15 protein-coding genes are annotated in these 18170 nt (G+C 44.1%); 5 read left to right on the plus strand and 10 right to left on the minus strand.

All coding sequences use genetic code 11. The features are described from left to right. Window position 1: 1 nt before the first annotated feature. Both ABHV44_RS14535 and ABHV44_RS14540 read right to left on the minus strand, forming a co-directional pair. Window positions 2-850, minus strand: coding sequence for an aminotransferase class IV (locus tag ABHV44_RS14535; protein ID WP_459075439.1), 849 nt, complete (start codon window positions 848-850; stop codon window positions 2-4). A gap of 9 nt (window positions 851-859) precedes the next feature. Next, complete coding sequence (locus tag ABHV44_RS14540) at window positions 860-1339, minus strand: D-glycero-alpha-D-manno-heptose-1,7-bisphosphate 7-phosphatase (RefSeq protein WP_459075440.1); 480 nt, start codon at window positions 1337-1339, stop codon at window positions 860-862. Between the two features lie 341 nt (window positions 1340-1680). Between ABHV44_RS14540 and ABHV44_RS14545 the strand changes: the two genes are divergently transcribed. Continuing rightward, window positions 1681-2145, plus strand: a complete 465-nt coding sequence (locus tag ABHV44_RS14545; RefSeq protein WP_459075441.1) for a hypothetical protein — start codon at window positions 1681-1683, stop codon at window positions 2143-2145. Window positions 2146-2272: 127 nt separating this feature from the next. On the opposite strand, the gene ABHV44_RS14550 is transcribed toward ABHV44_RS14545, so the two are convergent. Then, window positions 2273-2713, minus strand: coding sequence for a PaaI family thioesterase (locus ABHV44_RS14550; RefSeq protein WP_459075442.1), 441 nt, complete (start codon window positions 2711-2713; stop codon window positions 2273-2275). 6 nt (window positions 2714-2719) lie between these two features. Further along, a complete protein-coding gene (locus tag ABHV44_RS14555; protein WP_459075443.1) occupies window positions 2720-3388 on the minus strand; it encodes a VOC family protein in 669 nt (222 codons plus the stop codon). 134 nt (window positions 3389-3522) lie between these two features. Here ABHV44_RS14555 and ABHV44_RS14560 point away from each other — a divergent pair, with 134 nt between their 5' ends. Then, window positions 3523-5052 (plus strand): sensor histidine kinase, encoded by a 1530-nt coding sequence (locus ABHV44_RS14560; protein WP_459075444.1) that lies wholly within the window; start codon window positions 3523-3525, stop codon window positions 5050-5052. On the opposite strand, the gene ABHV44_RS14565 is transcribed toward ABHV44_RS14560, so the two are convergent. After that, window positions 5039-5374, minus strand: coding sequence for a tRNA-binding protein (locus ABHV44_RS14565; RefSeq protein WP_459075445.1), 336 nt, complete (start codon window positions 5372-5374; stop codon window positions 5039-5041). The genes ABHV44_RS14560 and ABHV44_RS14565 overlap by 14 nt on opposite strands. 3 nt (window positions 5375-5377) lie before the next feature. Beyond that, entirely contained in the window at window positions 5378-6562 is a 1185-nt protein-coding gene (locus ABHV44_RS14570) for an aspartate aminotransferase family protein (RefSeq protein WP_459075446.1), read from the minus strand. 108 nt (window positions 6563-6670) lie between these two features. On the opposite strand from ABHV44_RS14570, the gene ABHV44_RS14575 reads away from it, so the two are divergent. Further along, on the plus strand, window positions 6671-7981 hold the full coding sequence (locus ABHV44_RS14575) for a paraquat-inducible protein A (protein WP_459075447.1): 1311 nt from the start codon (window positions 6671-6673) through the stop codon (window positions 7979-7981). 12 nt (window positions 7982-7993) lie between these two features. On the opposite strand, the gene ABHV44_RS14580 is transcribed toward ABHV44_RS14575, so the two are convergent. The 3 genes from ABHV44_RS14580 to ABHV44_RS14590 form a co-directional block, all read right to left on the minus strand. Then, on the minus strand, window positions 7994-9985 hold the full coding sequence (locus ABHV44_RS14580; RefSeq protein WP_459075448.1) for a M43 family zinc metalloprotease: 1992 nt from the start codon (window positions 9983-9985) through the stop codon (window positions 7994-7996). Between the two features lie 173 nt (window positions 9986-10158). Next, a complete protein-coding gene (locus ABHV44_RS14585; RefSeq protein ID WP_459075449.1) occupies window positions 10159-13119 on the minus strand; it encodes a T9SS type A sorting domain-containing protein in 2961 nt (986 codons plus the stop codon). 313 nt (window positions 13120-13432) lie between these two features. Beyond that, complete coding sequence (locus ABHV44_RS14590) at window positions 13433-15133, minus strand: tetratricopeptide repeat protein (protein ID WP_459075450.1); 1701 nt, start codon at window positions 15131-15133, stop codon at window positions 13433-13435. Window positions 15134-15299: 166 nt separating this feature from the next. Between ABHV44_RS14590 and ABHV44_RS14595 the strand changes: the two genes are divergently transcribed. Together ABHV44_RS14595 and ABHV44_RS14600 are read left to right on the plus strand one after the other, a co-directional pair. After that, the gene (locus ABHV44_RS14595) at window positions 15300-16148 is read left to right on the plus strand and encodes a DUF2911 domain-containing protein (RefSeq protein WP_459075451.1); all 849 of its coding nucleotides are present in this window, start codon (window positions 15300-15302) and stop codon (window positions 16146-16148) included. 127 nt (window positions 16149-16275) lie between these two features. Then, on the plus strand, window positions 16276-16479 hold the full coding sequence (locus ABHV44_RS14600) for a hypothetical protein (protein WP_459075452.1): 204 nt from the start codon (window positions 16276-16278) through the stop codon (window positions 16477-16479). Window positions 16480-16490: 11 nt separating this feature from the next. Here the strand turns inward: ABHV44_RS14600 and ABHV44_RS14605 are convergent, their stop codons facing one another. After that, window positions 16491-18098: a sodium:solute symporter family protein gene (locus ABHV44_RS14605; RefSeq protein ID WP_459075453.1), complete on the minus strand. Its 1608-nt coding sequence runs from the start codon at window positions 18096-18098 to the stop codon at window positions 16491-16493. Window positions 18099-18170: the final 72 nt, after the last annotated feature.

Genomic DNA, 18170 nt, shown 5'->3' on the forward strand with positions numbered 1-18170 from the left:
GCTAAACCACTTCGGTCACACGGTCGTTTAGTAGGTTGGTGATTTTTCTGGCTGTGTCGTTGAAGTAGCGTTTGGTGCGGTAGCTACTTACCCATTGCACTCCACGCACTGCGTTGGTGAGAAAAATCTCATCAGCTGCAAGTAAGTGCTGCGGTGAAAGGCTGCACTCGTAAACTTTTATGCCAGCGTCCAGTGCCACGTTAATTACTTCCATCCGCATAGTTCCGGCAATGCATCCGTCATTGAGTCCTGGTGTGTAGAGCACACCGTTGCTCACAATAAAGATGTTCGAAGTAGTAGCCTCGATGATGCCGTTTTTAGTATTTTGAATTAGAGCGTCATCAATGTTTTTTTCTCTCGCGAAAAGTGCCGCCTGAATGTAGATCTCACAGTTGACAGATTTGTAAACGCTGAGAGGCGTAATTTGCTTTTGAATATCAGGGAAAATGTCGACTTTCTTTCCGTGACCGTTTAGCTCAAAAAGGTTATTGTCCATCGGGAAAGCCTCAATTACATATTCTGCCTCGTTGTCTTTTGGCAGGTAGTAGCCACCGGATGAGCGAGAGAAGGTAACTCGAACGCGGCCTCCTTCTCGTATTTCGTTTTTGTCTATCAACTGCTGAATTTCATCGCGCCATTTTTCCAAACCAAATCCTTCCGGAGCTTTCATTTTGTATGCCTTCAAACTGTCTTTTACTCTTTCGAAATGCCCCAGAAGAAAACACGGCTTGCCATTAATAACGCGGATAGTTTCGAAAAAACCATCTCCGTATCGAAAAGCGCGGTTCTGACAGCTAATTGTAGGTTGGCTACTGTCGAGGTATTTTCCTTTGTAAAAAACGTAGTTCATTTTTCGTTGTCAAAGTTGGGGCACTACATCTAGCAATGGTGCATTGGTTTCGATTTTTATTCCTTTCACGCCAGCTCCGGCTCCGGCCTCGAGGTCGCGATCTTTGTCACCTATAATAAAGGACTTTTTGGGGTCGATATTGTAGCGAGCGACAGCTCTTTCTACCATTAGGCTACCAGGCTTTCTGGAGAGTGATTTCCCAAAATTGTCGTGGTGGGGAGAAAAGTAAATGGCCGTGATCTCTACTCCGTTCTTTTTACACTCTTCCACAAAGAATTTGTGGATTTCCCTTACGTTTTCCTCGGGATAAATTCCTTTGGCAATTCCACCCTGATTAGTTATCAAAATCAGTTGATAGTCCTTTCTCCTCATTTCCTGAAGCGCTTCCATCACCGTTGGTAAAATGTGAAACTCCTCTAAGCTCGTTGTGTAATCTCCGGGATCGTGGTTGATTACCCCATCGCGGTCCAAAAAAATCGCTTTGTTCATCGGCTATTCTAAATTCGGCTTAAAGGTAGTAAAATGGGCAACTGAAGAAAAAAACAAAGCGACACAAGCTTTGGTGAAAAACACCTTTCACTCAGTTAGAGGCTAAATTGAATCATCTTTAGTATTATTATGCTCAATCACAAGATTTAATGACAGACAAGCAAATCCACTTATCCTCAACTGAAGCACTTTTTGTTTTCCACCCGAATCGTTGCACTAGTTTGGAGTTATTGCAGTTGGCGATTTCTAGTCTTGTAGTCAATCGAGTTATCAGGTTGAATTGTGAGCATAAAACAATTCACAGAAAACGAGCTGGTAGTATCAGAAGACATTTTTTCTACTTGTCATTAGCTGAGACTGAAAATGATACTGAATTTTCTTCTTTCGAAAACCTAATAGTTTCTCAACTTGGAGAAAGGCAGATTCTGCTCCAACACTTTATTAAGGAGCTGGATAAAAAGTTGAATGGAATTGAAGTTTTTAAGAGCTATGTTTTTGATTCTCTAAGGGCAAAAAGTCTTGTATGGAGTTCATTCAGTTTTTTTGGTCTGATAACTCCACGGTACTCACTTCGGAAAGATGGTAAATTCCTTCTTGAAGAGTTAAAGAGAAGATTTGATAATCGGAGGTTTGAGGATCCAACATTTCATCTCGTTTCTGTCGACCCCGAAGTCCGCGTTCTTGAAATGAGTGAAATGAAAGAGCTGCCAGAAGATCTAAGAGATTTGAGGTTGATGAGCTCATCAGACTGGAAAAGTGCCGCTACAGCTTCAGGTTTGGACCCACGAGGTTTTTTGCCAATTTAGCCGAAGCAAACTAAGTAAATCAGATGGCTCAAAACCGAAAGACGAAAAGAGAAAAGAAAAGGTCCAAAGTTGGCAGAATTGTGACAGGCCTGTTGGATTTTCTTGACTCAGTGATTTCTTCCCTGACCTAGTCCCAATATCCGACTTCCTCATTGAGCGGTTTTTTCGAATAGGCAAAAACGCCACTTCCCTTACCTACAAGTTTGCCATCAACGGTGAGCACACTTTTGGCCATTAGCTCTCTTCCTTCTTGAGAAACGAATCTTCCGGTGGCTACAACTTCACCATCGGTGATTGGTCTCAAGAACTGGATTTCATAACTCTTAGTCAACAGGAAAGTATCTCGAACCTTTGTAGCTGCAGCAAAATAAGCCGAGTCATCGAGGAGTTTGAAGTAGATGGCACCGTGAAGGCCTCCGCCAGCGTGAAATAGCTTTTTGTCGATCGGGTAGTGGATCTCACAAAACCCATCTTCAATCTTCATCTCCGAGCGCACAAAAACATCCTGATTGATGGGCGCTTTCAAATACATGTTTTTCAATTTCTCGAAATGCTCCTGGTCGGTCATGTCAGCTCAGTTTGTTTCGGCAAATTTATGACCGTCAAATTGAATTGTTTGCTTTTGCTGACCTGAATTAATCTCCAAATTGAATGGAGCTGGTTTTGAAGGAATTTCTGTTGGCATCCAGTTGCGGTCGGTCGGCACCAAAATGATCAGGCCATGCGCATCTCCCACTGCAGTAAACGAATCGCTGAAGTCTGAATACTCACTCAAACCAGTGAGTTCCTTTAGCTCTTTTCTGAGCTCAGGAAGCCGATCAGTTGGAGCACCAATTTCGGACAATTCAGTAATTAGACGAGGGTGAAAAGGTTCTTCTGAGGCATTGCTGAGCGTATGCCTGGCAATAAACTCGAGGATGTTACCATCTGCATCGGTAAAGTAAATGGCGTGAGCATCCCAGTTGGCAAAGTGCACCACCCGATCTCCTTTGTAGTCAAATAAATCGACTTTACCGGAGAGCCATTCTAGTGCTTGCTCATGAAGATTTTCTGGAATGTTAAAAGCAAAATGATAAGGTGTAAATTCTCCTTTTAGCTCTTCAAAAACTAATTCACTATTTCCACACTGGACTATCAGGGTCTTGTCGTTTGGAGTGGAAGTTTGTAACCCTAAGATGTTTTCGTAAAACGATTTTTGATCTGAAACTGACTGACAGAGCAGGGTGAGTTTACTTAATTCCATGTCGAAATGTTGATAAGCTTGTTCAAATCCTGTAGCACAAAAGGCCCTTTAATTCTACAATTTTGCGTTTCTTAGTTGGCGCTAAATACAGCGTAAACCTTTTGTAAATCCACATACGGAAAAAGACTTTTTTAATGGAGTCACTCAAATCATCTAAGCTTTCCAGTAGTGATCAGGACCAATTCAGTTTGCTTCCATTTGCTGTACTGGAGTTTAGCGAAGATTTGCGCTGCATTCACTACAACCATGAAGGTAAGGATAATTTTATAGGTCTCGAGGCCGATTTCCTTATAGGAAGACTCGTTACGGAGCTACCTCTTGAAGTTTCTACAAAAGATCGTTTCTTAGACCTTTTCGCAACCACTGCAAAAAGAAAGTCGACTGTTGTTTTCAATACGCTTAATGTGGAAGGAAGTGAAGTTCGAGTTCACATCAAACCATTGCTCAGTGAAGGCAAAATTTCTGGATACCTTACATTTTCCGAAATCGTAACAAAAGTTATTGAGCAGCCGGTTTTGACCAACGACATTGGAGAAATGAAACGGATGAACCAGGAGCTTTCTGAAAAGTCAAGGCTCTTCGAATCTGTTCTAAAAAATATTAGCGATGGGGTAATAGTTTCTGATTGTGACGGAAACTTCACCATTGTCAATCCTGCTGCGGAGAACATGTTTGGCTTTCGGCCACAATCTTCGGAAGCGATTATTTCGGATGATGCAATTCATTTGGAAACCTACGACCGCACTAAGGTTTTGGGCAAAAACGAATTGCCGATTCAGAAGGCCTTGCGAGGAGAGGTCATCGATCAACAAGAGCTCATTCTGGCGACAAGTGCTTACCCCGGTGGAATTGCATTGAGCTTCACAACCCGTCTCCTCAAAGACAGCAGGGACCGTCTGGAAGGTGCTGTTCTTGTGATGAGAGATATGAGCAAAACGAGGAAGGCACAAGAAAAACTCGAAGAGGTGAACCGAAACCTCGATAGCTTTGTGCAGGCTACAGCTCACGATCTGAAGTCTCCTGTTATTAACATGAAAAATCTCTTTAGCCTCATCGAACGCACGGAAGACGAGCAGAAAAAGGAGAAGATATCGCTAAAAATCCGTGAGTCTGTAGACAAGCTCGATGATCTGCTCGGGGCCCTTATGGAAATTGTAGATGCTCAGAAAAATGAAAACATCGGCATCGACCGGCTGTCTTTCCAAAAGACGTTCGATTTCATTGTGGATTCATTGCAAGAGCAAATCGAAGAAGCGCAACCGCAGTTTGAATTGAATCTTGAGGTTTCGCACATCGTTTACAACAGAGCTTATCTGCGAAGCATTTTTCACAATTTGCTCACTAACTCAATGAAGTACAGAAATAGAGACAAGCCACTGAAAATTAGGATTTCTACCTTTAAGAAGAATGGTTTTGTTGAGCTGGCATTTAGCGATAATGGAATAGGCATGAATCTTAAGAAAGATGGTGAAGAGTTATTCAAACCTTTCAAGAGATTGACGTCTCAGGCTCAGGGAAAGGGAATAGGCTTGAACCTCATAAAAAGTTTTGTAGAGAAAAATGGGGGAGAGGTGAAAGTTGAAAGTCAAAAAGGTCGTGGCACCACCTTCAGGTTATTTCTCAGGTCTTACCAAAAAGGCCACAAGCAAATTACATTATTTTAAGTCCGTCTTTCACAGTTCGGTTCGGTCCGAGTAGTGTCACGCCATCTTTGCCAACTGCTCCTATCACCAGACATTCCGACATAAAGTTGGCAATTTGTTTTGGTGGAAAATTCACCACAGCCACCACCTGGATACCAACCAGTTCCTTGGGTTCGTAGTGGTCGGTGATTTGAGCGCTGGTTTTCTTTGTGCCGATTTCATCGCCAAAATCTACCCAAAGTTTATAAGCTGGTTTTCGCGCTTCTTCAAAAACTTCGGCTTTTGTTACTGTTCCGATTCGCATGTCGATTTTCTCGAAATCGCTCCAGTTGATGTGTTCCATTTTTTAGAGTTTGTCGAGGTTATTCCTGATAATTTTCACAGCTTTTTCTAGCTCCTCATCGGTGATGTTCAAAGGAGGTGAAAGCCTGAAGCTCGATGGCTGAGACAAAAACCAAAAACCAATCAATCCATCATCGAGACAGAGCTTTGCAAGTTTTAGGACTGTTTCAGTCGATTTCATGTCCAGCGCAAAGAGTAACCCACGATGGCGAATTTCAGAGAATGCCTGGTGCTTCAATTTTTCGGCTAGTTCTCGTCCTTTCACTTCAGCGTTCTCCCAAAGCTTTTTCTCAGTGATCTCCTGCAGGCTGGCAAGAGCTGCTGCACAACTCACTGGGTTGCCACCAAAAGTGGTGATGTGACCGAGCATTGGGTCGCTAGTGAGCTTTTCCATTAGCTCAGTTGACGAGACCATTCCACCGATAGGCAATCCACCGCCCATAGCCTTGGCTATAGTGAAAATGTCTGGCACTACATCGAACTGCTCAAATGCGAACAGCGATCCTGTGCGCCCGAATCCCGTTTGAATTTCGTCCAAAATCATGAGGGCTCCAACTTCGTTGCATCGCTGGCGAACAGCCTTCAAATAATTTATTGAAGGAATCCGAACTCCGGCATCGCCCTGGATGGTTTCCAAAACCACACACGCAGTTCTCTCGTCAATCTTATCGAGGTGCTCGAGATTATTGAATTCAATGAAGTGAACATCGGGTAGGAGCGGACGAAAAGCCGATTTCTTCGTTTCGTTGCCTGAAATGCTGAGTGAACCGTGAGTGCTGCCGTGATAAGACTTCAGGCAGGAGACAATTTTGGTTCTACCGGTTGCGCGCTTTGCCAGTTTGAGTGCGGCTTCATTGGCTTCAGTTCCGGAGTTCACGTAGTAAATGCAATCGAGCGGTTGGGGTAGGTGATCCGTTAGCAGTCGCGCAAATCCATCTGCGCTTTCACTTGCGTATTCTCCATAAACCATGGTGTGCATGTGCTTGTCGACCTGATTTTTTATGGCTTCTACAACCCGCGGATGGCTGTGTCCGAGGTTGCTGACTGCCACTCCCGAGATCATGTCCATGTAAGACTTACCCGATTTATCGTAAAGGTAAATACCCTCTGCTCGCTCGATGTCGAGAGCAAAGGGAAATGGCGTGGTTTGCGCCTGGTTTCGGTCGAAGAAAAAACGCGAAGGTTTCATGATGGCAAAAATAATTGAATCAGCTAGCTTGTCTCTACTGAATTTGAGAAGGAGTCAACTAATTTCTATTTTTCTTGTTTTGAGAGATTAAACAGAATCTGAAAATCTATGTCTTCTCTTTCCAGTTCCGCCCAGCGGTGGTTGCTCGTCTTGTTTTTGGTTCCACTCATTCTGGCAGCGGCCTATTCTTCCTGGAGAGTGTACGATGCCTCCACCACAAGGGCAAACATCAAGGATGATTTTAGCGAAGTAAATGGAATTCAAAATGGAATTCTTTCAGTAGAGAGCTGGAAGGAGGAAATCAAGTCGATCATTGCCGGACAAATTGAAAGCTTCGAGCTTACAAAAGAGCAAGACAGCATTTTGCAAAGGCAAATCAGCGATGTGCTGGTTACGGTGATTGAGAAGGGGGATAGCGTAGTTCAGGCAAATGACGACACTTTTAAGAAGAAGCTCCGCAAAATCGGCTACAACATGGTGGTCGACAAAGAAAACCTCAAGTCGAAAGTTCCCGAATTCAGCCGATCGATAGTTAATGAGCTGACCAAAGAAAAGAGCAAGGAACGACTTCGAAAAATTGCTACTCAAAAACTGGAAGAGTTTGCCGAGCAAACGCAGGAAGCTGAAGTTTCGAGCGAAATTGATCAGATTGTCGAAAAGTACGACATGGCAGATGAAGCCAGTTTCAACAAGTTCGCGAAGCAAGAAACGGACAAACTCGAAGTTATAGCTTACCGCTTCACGTTCATCGTAATCGGAATTGTTTTTCTATTTCTCATTCCCTGGATTTTGCTTTACAGAAAAAAACTCAAGTACCTCCGGAAGCCGCTCTTCATCCTCTCTGTAATTTTGGCATTTGTGGTTTTGATGGCTGGGTTGATGTGCTCCATGATTGAGATTGATGCGCGAATCGCAAAACTTGAATTTATTCTGTTAGGCGAGAAAGTAACCTTCAACGATCAAATTCTCTTTTACCGAAGCAAGAGCATTTTGCAAGTGGTGCAAGTCCTTTTACAAACCAAAAAGTTCGACTCGATTTTGGTTGGTGGATTAATCCTCGCTTTCAGCGTGCTGCTTCCAATGTCTAAGTTAATCTCGACAGAAATTTACCTACTGGGCAACAACAAGCTCAGGAAAAATAAGCTCGTCTATTGGCTTTCTATGAAATCCGGTAAGTGGTCGATGGCCGATGTGATGGTTGTGGCGATCTTTATGGCTTATGTCGGTTTCAATGGAATTTTGGACAATCAGCTGGAAATCTTTAATACCTCCTACGAATCTGTGAATTCGATAGCGACCAACCTGACATCCCTTCAGCCTGGTTTTATTTTGTTTCTCGCCTTTGTACTCTTCAGTTTGTTGCTCTCACACTTGCTTAAGTGGATCACACCAAAGCTCGCAGATCCATTCGATAAGTAATTAAGTCCCGGTTTATCGAACGACAGTGATAATTCCCGATTGAGTTTGAAGGTCGATATCGGAATCGCTGGATGACTCGCCCCATTTGTAAGTGACGCGATAGTTGTAAACGTCAGGCTTAACGAAGTATCGACTTTCAGTGCCACCTTCCCACACTTGCTCAGGGTCGGTAGACTCAAAGATTAGTTTTCCCCAGCGATCGTAAATTCTCAAGTGAAACTCGCTGACCGGACAAGAAGCTACTGTTTTAAAAACATCATTTAGATTATCGCCATCGGGAGTGATTGCGGTCGGTACAAAAAGCTCGCACGGACAGTCATCGTCCAGGGCAATGTAAGATCGATTTATCTCAAAATCATACGTGAGTTCGCACCCGGCCTGGTCAGCCATGTGAAGCGAATAAGCGCCAACAGATAGTCCTTCGTAAATTCCCTGTGGCTGTGGATCGCCATCGTTCAAGGTGTATTCTACAGGTGGTTCAGCTCCCAGAACGGTCACTGCAATAGCACCGTTATCAAACCAGGGGCAGTTCACCGGCTTCAGTTTGTCGATACGCAAGTCGAGATCACTTTCGTTTTCTACAGTCGTTTCTACGATTCCAGAACAGCCTGCAGAGTTTCTCACAGAAACTGTGTAATCGCCAGAAGGGAGATGGTCAAAGATCGGAATGTCCTGCCAGTCCGTTACTCCTTCGAGTTTGTATTGAAAAGCTCCTGCTTCATCCACCATCACTTCGATGTAGCCGGTTGTGTCGCTACAGTATTCGCCTTCGACACTCACGAGAGAAACGTCAGCAGCTTCTTGTGTGATTTCAATAGTTGTAGCAAAATCGCATTCCTCTTCGTCAATCACATAAACATCATAAGAGCCAGCACTCAGATTCTCGAAGGATCCATTACCTTGACTGTTGGCTCCACCGGCAATGGAGAAAGAGTAGGGCTCGGTGCCACCTGCCGCTTCGATAGTAATTGATCCGTCATTGCCTGGACAGCTTTCGTTGCTGAAATCGGTTGTCACTTCAAAGTCGTTGCAAGCAGCTTCCTGGCAGGTAGTCACGGAGTTGTTTAGCAAGTTTTCAAGATTCGTATTCACGTAAGCTTCCATTCGGTCAACCTGGCCCTCGGTGAACATGAAAAGGCACTGGTCATCGCAGTACTCCATGTAAGTAGGCCAAAGGACCGGGTCGCTGCAATTCACAAATTCGTCTTCGGGGCAGCCGTAAGTTGCTTCATCCGTCACTGGAGTGTCAGCTACTTCATCGGTGCTGGCACAGCCGCCACCGCCCCAGGGATGCTCGAGGAGTAGGTAGTGACCAACTTCGTGCGTCATGGTTCTACCCAGGTTGTAAGTTGGATTAATATTGTTTCCATCGCAGCTAATAGAACTGAAAGCGGTCAGGGTGCAAACCACACCATCGCCATTACCACTTCCACCAAGGGGAGAGTAGCCAAGTGTTCCACCGCCCACTTCGCGAACCCAAAAATTCAGGTATCCGCTCCAGGCCGGATCGTTGTCACCATCAGTTTCATTGATTGTCACCGCGTAGTCTCCATCAGAAAGGCCAAAGCCATCAGGGTGATTCAGTGTTGCAAGGCAAAACTGGATGCACGATTCTTTATTAGAAACTGAGGGCCAAACCTGAGGTTGAAGTCCTTCCCAGTTGCCAATGTCGTCATTGGTGGCAGCAAAGTCGGCATTTAGCCTTGCCACCTGATCGAGAGCCATATCTATAGCGCAATCTTCACTGAGTCCGACATCCTGGAAGTGAACTGCTACAGGGATGAGTAGTACTTCATCGCAGTCGGAGCGCTCGTTACCCTGTTGATCCAGGTAGTTTCTAACAGATTCAATTTTCGCCTGGAATTGCTCAGCATAGTCAGGGTTTTGCATTTGCTCTGCATGGTATTCATCCGTGCTGCATCGTACAATTTCCGGTTCTTCCTGACTTAGTGCCAGACTGATATTAAGAAAGAGGAGTAGAGATGTGAGAAAAAAAGGTTTCATCTTGTAGGTTTGGAATGCAAAAATGCAAAGTTCTTTCCCAGTTCTAAAACATTCATCACAGAAATACTGCAATTGCATTAATCTTAAAATTTCAAGATTAGAATTGTTCAAAGCAAAAAAAAGAGGGGCGTCAACCCCTCTTTTTATTGAACCTAAATTATCTAACACATAATCTACTGCTTGAGCACTTTTCTGGAAAGCACCACTCCTTCTACCGTTTGTATCTCGATGAAATACAAACCATTTTCCATTCCTGCCAATGAGAACGTTCCGTTACTCCTTGTTTGGTATGATTCAACGACTTTTCCAGAAATGTCCATTATTTTCACCTTCTCAATCGATGAACTCTCAATTCCATCTATCTGAAAAACTGCACTCGTTGGATTCGGGAAAATCTTGAGGTTCGCTTCGTAGTATTCTTCAACAGACTCTACTATCCATTCGAACGGTGGTGAAACTACGGTACATGGCTCAGGGTTGGTGACTTCCACTGTGTAAGTTCCATCGGCCATATCATCTTTGTAGAGCAACCAGGGTGTGTCTTCCGGGGCCTCAATTGGTTCACCATCCAGATACCACTGATAGGTATAGAACCCCTCTTGTGGAAGGGCATAAATTAAAGTCTCTTCTTCGACAATTTGCGCTTCCAGAATTGTAACTATGGGCCCAACCCCAGACGACATTCCAAAATCAGGACACTCTTCTCTGTATACGCTTACCACGTACTGTCCTGGTTCTGTGGCGTAAAGTGAATCGTTGTTCTCTCCTTCGATTAAGGTTCCGTTGAGAAACCATTCTACATTAGCATAGTTTCCAGGGAAAGAAACGTGAATAAGAGTAGAATCACCTGCTCCGCAAAGCTCAGAGTTGTTGTAAGAGGTAATGGTCGGTGGTGCAAATACCCAGGTGTCCAACAAAATTGGATCTGATACACCCACACAACCGGAAGAGTCAACAATGGCTGTATACCAATCAGCGCCTGTAGCGGTCACATCAGTGCTCGCTCCGTTTTCACCTTCGATAGCATCTCCGATTTGAAAGTCATCATCTCCGGCATAAAATTCATGGTGCCATGAGTAAGAGTCGTATCCTTCGGGAACAGAAAGGGTGACAGGTTCACCAACACAGTAGAGGTAAGAGGCAATAGAATCCCAGGGTGCAACATTCCATCCGTTAACGCCATAGTTTGGTTCGGCTGTTATGTCCGGATTTACTCTGGGGCGAATATCAATGATGTTACTTGTGAGCTTGATACCATTTGGGCAAGTGTAGTGTCGTGCTTTCACCTGGTAAGAGTTAAACTCTGTGACTTCTTGAGAACTGCTGCTTCCTGCACCTATAAGCGGAGAAAACAGCTCCTCATAGCCCTGGTTTCCTATTTCTATGGTTTCTTCGAACCACTGAATACTGTTCCAGTTTTCTCCTGCTGACATAACAAGCTCAGCAGTGTCGCCCATGCAAAGTTGTGCATTGTCGGTGTAAATGCTGAGGTTGCGTTCTGTGTAATCCTGAATTTCGATCGGGCTGCTCATGATGAAAACGTTATCGCAAGCATCTAGCTCTCCTTCAACTGCATAAACTCCGATTTCTGAAGTTGAATAGGTGGTTTCAGTGGCGCCTTCAATGATTTCGAATTCACCGTCAACTTCCACAAACCACTGAAAACTGTTGTAATCCCCTTGAGCCCAACTCGGTACTTCCATCTCTGCTATGCTATCTACACAGAGGAATTGATCTTCCCAATTGACTAGGTTGGCAGACAGGTTTGCGTCAGCTGCGGCATTAAACATCGAAGTCGAGCTTGATGAGCATCCTTCGAAGGTTGCTACAACTGTCACTCGCACCTGCTCCTCAAAATTGAATGTAAGAGTGTTTCCATCGAATTCAACTATGTCATCTTCTGTGTAGTCAAATTCGGTGTGCATGTACCATGTGTAGTCATAACCTTCATCGGCCAGGGTGACATTTATTTCATCACCAACGCAACTTTGAAAGTCGGCATCGGAAATCAGGTTAGGCTGAGTTACCTCAAAGAAATCTACCTCTTGCGGTTCAGATTCGATAGTGATCTCTGGCCAGCCTACAGGAGTCACCTGTACGGTATAGTCTCCTTCTTGCCAGGCTTGCGCAATAGTGTAAGTAGGATTTGTATAGAATGCATCCATTCCATTATTGAACCAGGCATAACTTCCGTAAACCTCGTCCGTGGAAAGTGTTACTTCCTGACCTTCGCAAACATTGCCAAATTCATTTACTTCCTGATCGATGTGCACTTGCGGAGTGGTAAAAGCTGATTCCGAAACCGGGCGTGCTTCTGTCTGAACAGTGCAGCCATTTAATGTAGCCTCTGCTGCGTAATACACAATGTCAGAAGTAATATTAACGGTTGTTGATGAAGCCGTTTCACCATCAATATCGGATAGGTTTGAAGCATCAGGTCCTGAAAGCCATTGATAACTGTCAAAACCGCCAGTGGCATCAATTTCCAATTGGCTGGAACCTGATGTGTAAGAACCGCTTATGGAGATTTCAGCATCGATAACATTGAGGGTGTTAGAAAAAATGAATTCCCCATCCTGTTCGACTTCGACCTTGTAAGCTCCAGATTCAGTAGCTGAGTACGAGTTTTCTGTTGCTCCTTCAATGGCTTCACCATCGAGATACCACTGATAACTATCGTAGGTGTCTTCAGCTGACAGTAACTCTATCCCAGAGCCATCAGGGCACACAATTCCATCTTCATAGCTGATAGTTACACCAGAGGCGATCTCAATATGATAAACCTCCGAATAAGCCCAGCTGCCAAAAAACATTTGGAAGAATCCTGCCCAGACCCACATCTCTTCGTTGGCTGTGACGGTGAAGTTGTACGTGCCATCACCATTGTCAACAACATTGCTGTATTCAGACCATTCTGGGTCTGTTCCAAAGTCGGGCAAGACAGGCTCTTCATCGTGAGTGAAGTAGGAGGTAGGCGGATCGCTGTACCAATCCCACTGAAAAGTAATTTCAGTGCCGGGCGCAACTTCGTATGGCGCAGAAAGTCCCTCTGGAGAAACAATTGTCAGGTCTTGACTCATTGCTACTAATGCAATGAAACATGTCAAAAACGACAGAGTAATTTTTCTTCTCATAATACTTTTGGTTTAAAAATTATTTAGAAGCTCCATTTTTTTGGAGCCCGTTTTAAGACTCTGCAAGCTATTAAGAGGTTGAATAAATAAATGTTAATCACCGTGACAAAACGTGACACATAACTTGACAAAGCGTGACAATTGAAAGTTACGGCTTTCCAAATTTGAAATAGGATTGAAAAACAGGATCAATTTAAAGCTAACTAAAACAGGAAGATAAGATCTGTTTTATTTTTGCGATTCATGAAGAGAGTCTTTACTCAAGAAAAGTTGTGGTGTGAGGTGTAAGTAAATTGGCGTGACTCGGAGTAGGTTATCTGTTAGAAAGATTTCGGAGCAGCTCTGAGAGGTTTTTATCAGATGAAACATCCATTTTTTCTCGCAGCCTCTGTTTCCTTTTTCGAACTGATTCAGGTGTGATGTTAAAAATTTGTGCGATCTCTTTAGAAGATAGATTGAGAGTTAAGTAAGCACACATTCTCAGGTCGTTTGAGTTCAGTTCGGGAAAGTCCTCGCTTAGTCGGGAAAAGAAAACAGGATGAATCTCTTCAAAGTGAAGCTTGAAGGTTTCCCAATCCTGATCCATATTTCTGGCTGTTTTCAGTTGATTGATCGCTTCTGAAACTGCCTTCTCACGATGAGCCTCTGGTTTGCTGCGCCAATTTTCGAGTGTTCTCATCAAATTGGTGAATACTTCATTTTTGTTAACCAGATGCATGGCTTTTCCCAAAAGCTCACGATTTTTAAATTCAATTTCTTGCTGAAGTTTTTGTCGCTCCAGAGCATTGACACGCTCTGCAGTTTTCATTTCTTGTTCAAGGCGTTGTTTCTGAGCTTCATTTCTTTCTATCGATAGTTTGGCAACTTCCTGGTCCTGCTCAAGAATTACATTTCGTTGTCTAAGGTTCTGGTTAGAAGTACGCATTGTGATGATGAGAAGTACTACAATCAACAAGCCTCCGCTCGCGGCCAGAGTCCAAATAGTTTGTTGCCTTTCTGAGGTTTCTTTCAGCAGTTCGAGTTCCTTTTCTTTTTTACCAAATTCGTAGTTCATCTGGATTTCAGAAATCCATTTCGAGGTCTTGTTTTCCAGGAGTGTGTCTTTTAGGGCAAAAGTTTTTTGCAGATGGTCAAAGGCACTAGCGTTGTTCCCCGATTCTCGTTCAACTTTTGCCAACCACTGGTGAGCATCTATGAGCATAGAAAGGTTATCTGTTGTTTGAAAACCGTCAATTCCCTGGTTGAGGTAAATTTTGGCAGAATCGAGTTTTCCAATTCTGAAAAGAACCTTACCTAAGTTGAGGCTGTATTCCCATCGATACCAAGCCTGTTTGTTGTCATTTGAGAGTGAATATGCTTTTCTATAGTAATGAAGAGCCGAGTCAAGATCGTTATTGTCAAATAAAATGTTTCCGACATTATTAACGGCTGCACTCAGGTTAATAGAATCGTTCATCTCTCTGAATATTACAGCTGCCTCGTTGTATCTGGCAATGGCTGTGTCTGTCTGTCCCGTATTTTCATACGTGTTTCCCAGGTTGATGAGGTTGGTGCCTACGCGCCAGGCTTCACCTTCCTCACGACTCAGCTCCAGAGCTTTTTGCATGTAGTCCAGGGCTTTTTCGTGGGCCCCGTTTTGCTGATAGATAATTCCAATATTATTATAAATTGAATTCAGGTATTTGTTAGCCTTATTCACCTGGGCAATTTCGAGGCTTTCGAGAAAATAACGCAAGGCCTCTTCCTGCGCATTAAAATGATGATATAGAGCTCCGAGATTTAGGTTGGCGAGAATCTGGTACCTGATGTTTTGTTCGTCCTCTGCCTTGGCCAGCAGCGAAGTGAGATGATTATGGGCCTCCTCAAAGTTGAGTTTTTCTGTGGCCAATACACCTTTCATCAAAAGAGAGTCGAGGCTTTCGACTTTGCGATCTTGGGGTTCACTGGAATTATCGCAGGAGAAAATGCTCAAACCCAGGGTCAGACAGAAACAAAAGATCAAAAATCTATTCATGCTCCAAAGTTAACTATTCGGGCTGAATCGATCGCCAGCAGGCACTTTTCGAAGAAAGGGGTAAACATTTTCTTTGCTGTTGTGTTTCCACTTACTTCTATCGAGGGTGGGAAAACTTTTTACCTTTGATTCATCAAAATAATCAGAAATAAAACAAGAATACTTTATGAAAACTCGAATTTTAACAATCGCCTTGTGTTTTGCTGCATTCACTGCAATGTCACAAGTAAAAACCCCAGCTCCAAGTCCCGGTGCTGAAGTAGAACAAATTATTGGACTCACTGAAGTTCAGGTAGAGTATTCCAGACCTGGAATGAAAGGACGTGAAATTTTTGGAGGACTGGTTCCCTATAATGAAATGTGGAGAACAGGTGCTAACAAAAACACCATCATCGAATTTGAGCACGATGTAACCTTTGGAGGTAAAGAAGTTGCAGCCGGAGAGTATGCAATTTTCATCAAGCCAGGTGAGACTTCCTGGGAGATTTACCTCTACACAGATACAGAAAACTGGGGAACACCTGAGAAGTGGGAAGAATCAAAAGTTGCGGCCTCCGTAAAAGCAAAAGTGAATAGTATTGAGCCCGCTGTTGAAAACTTCACTATTGGATTTGATCATCTGTCAAACAACGATGGCCATCTTGTATTCAGCTGGGCAAAAACGATGGTAAGTGTTAAAATTGAAGTTCCCACTGCTAAAATTGCAGGTGAGAGTATTGAAATGACACTTGAAGGTCCAGGAGCACGTGACTACTACTCAGCTGCTAAGTACTACCGTCAGGAAGGTCAAAATCTGGAGCAAGCCAAGGATTGGATCAATATGGCTGTGAAAATGTCTGGTGATGATGCTTACTGGATGTTGCGCGAAAAGGCGCTAATCCTTGCTGAAATGGAAGATTACAAAGGTGCCATTGAGGCAGCTCAACTTTCCAAAAAATCTGCGCAATCTCAAGGAAATCAGGGATATGTTCGCATGAACGAAGAGTCTATCAAAATGTGGACGAAGATGAAATAAGCGAATTTCTTCTCTTAATAGAACTAAGGCCTCCGGACTTTCCGGGGGCTTTTTTTGTCTGATGCTGTGAACAAATTGAAGTAAAGTCCATTTGCACCAGCATAACAAATCGAAAAATCAACTAATCATGAAAGCAGCAGGAATAATCCTCACTATCTTAGGTCTTATCGGATCTGTAGTTTTTGGAATTCAGGCCATGAACGAATCCAAATCATTTAGCCTTTTTGGAGCAGAAGTAGCTGTCAGCAAAGCCGACTGGACACCACTAATTATTTCTGGCGTTGTGCTGGTTGTGGGAATAATCATTCTTGTTGCCAGAAAGAAAGGTTGATTTCAACCCGCCTACAATTCTTCTTTCTTTTTTAGAATCCAGCTCAATACGAAAAAGAAAACGGCTGAAGTCGCTATTCCAAACACATTAGGATCTAGCCCAAATGGCAGGTAAAAGTGAATGTCGCCCCAGGGGATGTGAATCAATTGCGAGGCATTTACATGCTGAGTGATTTCAAACTTGCGCATGCCTTCTATGCTCACGTCAGGAATTGGCATATGCTGCCTGAGGTTGTCGAATTGTTCGATGAGTTTTTCGCGCTCCACGTTGGGTGACAGCGAGACTTTAAACCACTGAAGACCCGCGGTGACAGCCCCGCCAGAAAGCATTGCCGCAATTGCGCCAATCCAATGACTGCCTTTCCAAAACAGTCCTCCGATAAGCGGAATGGTCAATCCAGAGACCATAAAGGCGTAGGAGGTAAGCATCACATCAAGTACCTGAGTGACCTGAGAGGCAATAAGCAAGGCGATGACTCCGATGATGAGAGTCATTACCTGAGAGAGGCGAAAGAACGATTTCTTCTCATGGTCCATTTTTTTGAAAAAGCCGATCACATCAGACACAATGTTTCCAGATGAAGCCATCAGGCAGCTGTCTGCAGTAGAAAGAATTGCAGAAAAATAAGCCGACATCATCAGTCCCATCAGTCCAACTGGTAGAACCGTTCGCAAAAGCATAGGTAACCCGGTTTCGGGGTCGGCCTCAGCAATGCCTGCTGTGCCCAGGTACTCAAACATGCCCTGGTCTGCCGCAGAGCGGGCCATTAGGCCGAGTGCCACGCCCATAAACGCCATGATCGGCCACTCGAAAAATCCCGCGTAAAACCATGCTTTCTTCGCAGTTTTTTCATCACGACACGAATAAATTCGTTGGTAGAGTGTCATTCCCACAAACCAAATGGGAATGATTGTGACAGCCCAGTTCGCCAGGTCTTGCCATCGCAGGTTTGTCATGCTGAAAAACTCATCTGGAAGAGAGTTGGTGAGCCCTTCCCATCCGCCAACCGCGGAGTACGAAACTGGAATCCCGATAAAAATCAGTCCACCCATGAGAATTATCCACTGCACGGTGTCGGTGTAGATCACAGCCTTTATTCCTCCCATCACGGTGTAGACAACAGCTATGGCGCCCATAATCCAAAGAGCACTGTCGAGGTTCAAATCCTGAAAAGTTCCAGAGGCGAGTTTGGCACCAGCCAGTAGTTGAGAACTTGTAAATCCTATGTAGCCAATAGCCGAAATGATTCCCGCAATCAGCGCCACCCAGGGATTAAACAGGTAACCAAAAATCTCTGGGAAGGTGTAGAAGTTCTCGAATGCTTTTGTGTTTTTGACTCTGGGAATGAGCACTACCGCACTGAGCCAGGCTCCGAGCAGTCCTGTGAAAAGCATCCACGAACCGGAAATCCCCATCATAAAACCCAATCCTCCCAGACCGATGGAGAAGCCGCCACCAACATCTGTGGCCACAACAGAGAGGCCCACGTGCCAGCTACTCATATTTCTTCCGCCTACGTAGTAGTCGTCCGCGCCCTTGTTGTTTCTCAAAAAGAAAAAGCCAACACCAAGCATGGCGACCATATAGACTATGAAAATGGTTATGTCGATCCAGTTCATCAGTTCAGGTTTTGATAAGAACTTTCGGAGATACCATTTTTTTAAACAAATTCCAAAAAGGATTTTGTGCAG

This window comes from Halocola ammonii (assembly GCF_049334165.1).
GTDB lineage: Bacteria > Bacteroidota > Bacteroidia > Flavobacteriales_D > Sanyastnellaceae > JBEGHD01.

What these genes read in the sequence shown, in the direction of transcription:
- ABHV44_RS14580 (WP_459075448.1), bottom strand. Translation starts at nt 9,985, where the DNA reads ATGAAACCTTTTTTTCTCACATCTCTACTCCTCTTTCTTAATATCAGT.
- ABHV44_RS14585 (WP_459075449.1), bottom strand. Translation starts at nt 13,119, where the DNA reads ATGAGAAGAAAAATTACTCTGTCGTTTTTGACATGTTTCATTGCATTA.
- ABHV44_RS14550 (WP_459075442.1), bottom strand. Translation starts at nt 2,713, where the DNA reads ATGACCGACCAGGAGCATTTCGAGAAATTGAAAAACATGTATTTGAAA.
- ABHV44_RS14555 (WP_459075443.1), bottom strand. Translation starts at nt 3,388, where the DNA reads ATGGAATTAAGTAAACTCACCCTGCTCTGTCAGTCAGTTTCAGATCAA.
- ABHV44_RS14570 (WP_459075446.1), bottom strand. Translation starts at nt 6,562, where the DNA reads ATGAAACCTTCGCGTTTTTTCTTCGACCGAAACCAGGCGCAAACCACG.
- ABHV44_RS14600 (WP_459075452.1), top strand. Translation starts at nt 16,276, where the DNA reads ATGAAAGCAGCAGGAATAATCCTCACTATCTTAGGTCTTATCGGATCT.
- ABHV44_RS14565 (WP_459075445.1), bottom strand. Translation starts at nt 5,374, where the DNA reads ATGGAACACATCAACTGGAGCGATTTCGAGAAAATCGACATGCGAATC.
- ABHV44_RS14590 (WP_459075450.1), bottom strand. Translation starts at nt 15,133, where the DNA reads ATGAATAGATTTTTGATCTTTTGTTTCTGTCTGACCCTGGGTTTGAGC.
- ABHV44_RS14605 (WP_459075453.1), bottom strand. Translation starts at nt 18,098, where the DNA reads ATGAACTGGATCGACATAACCATTTTCATAGTCTATATGGTCGCCATG.
- ABHV44_RS14595 (WP_459075451.1), top strand. Translation starts at nt 15,300, where the DNA reads ATGAAAACTCGAATTTTAACAATCGCCTTGTGTTTTGCTGCATTCACT.
- ABHV44_RS14560 (WP_459075444.1), top strand. Translation starts at nt 3,523, where the DNA reads ATGGAGTCACTCAAATCATCTAAGCTTTCCAGTAGTGATCAGGACCAA.
- ABHV44_RS14535 (WP_459075439.1), bottom strand. Translation starts at nt 850, where the DNA reads ATGAACTACGTTTTTTACAAAGGAAAATACCTCGACAGTAGCCAACCT.
- ABHV44_RS14540 (WP_459075440.1), bottom strand. Translation starts at nt 1,339, where the DNA reads ATGAACAAAGCGATTTTTTTGGACCGCGATGGGGTAATCAACCACGAT.
- ABHV44_RS14575 (WP_459075447.1), top strand. Translation starts at nt 6,671, where the DNA reads ATGTCTTCTCTTTCCAGTTCCGCCCAGCGGTGGTTGCTCGTCTTGTTT.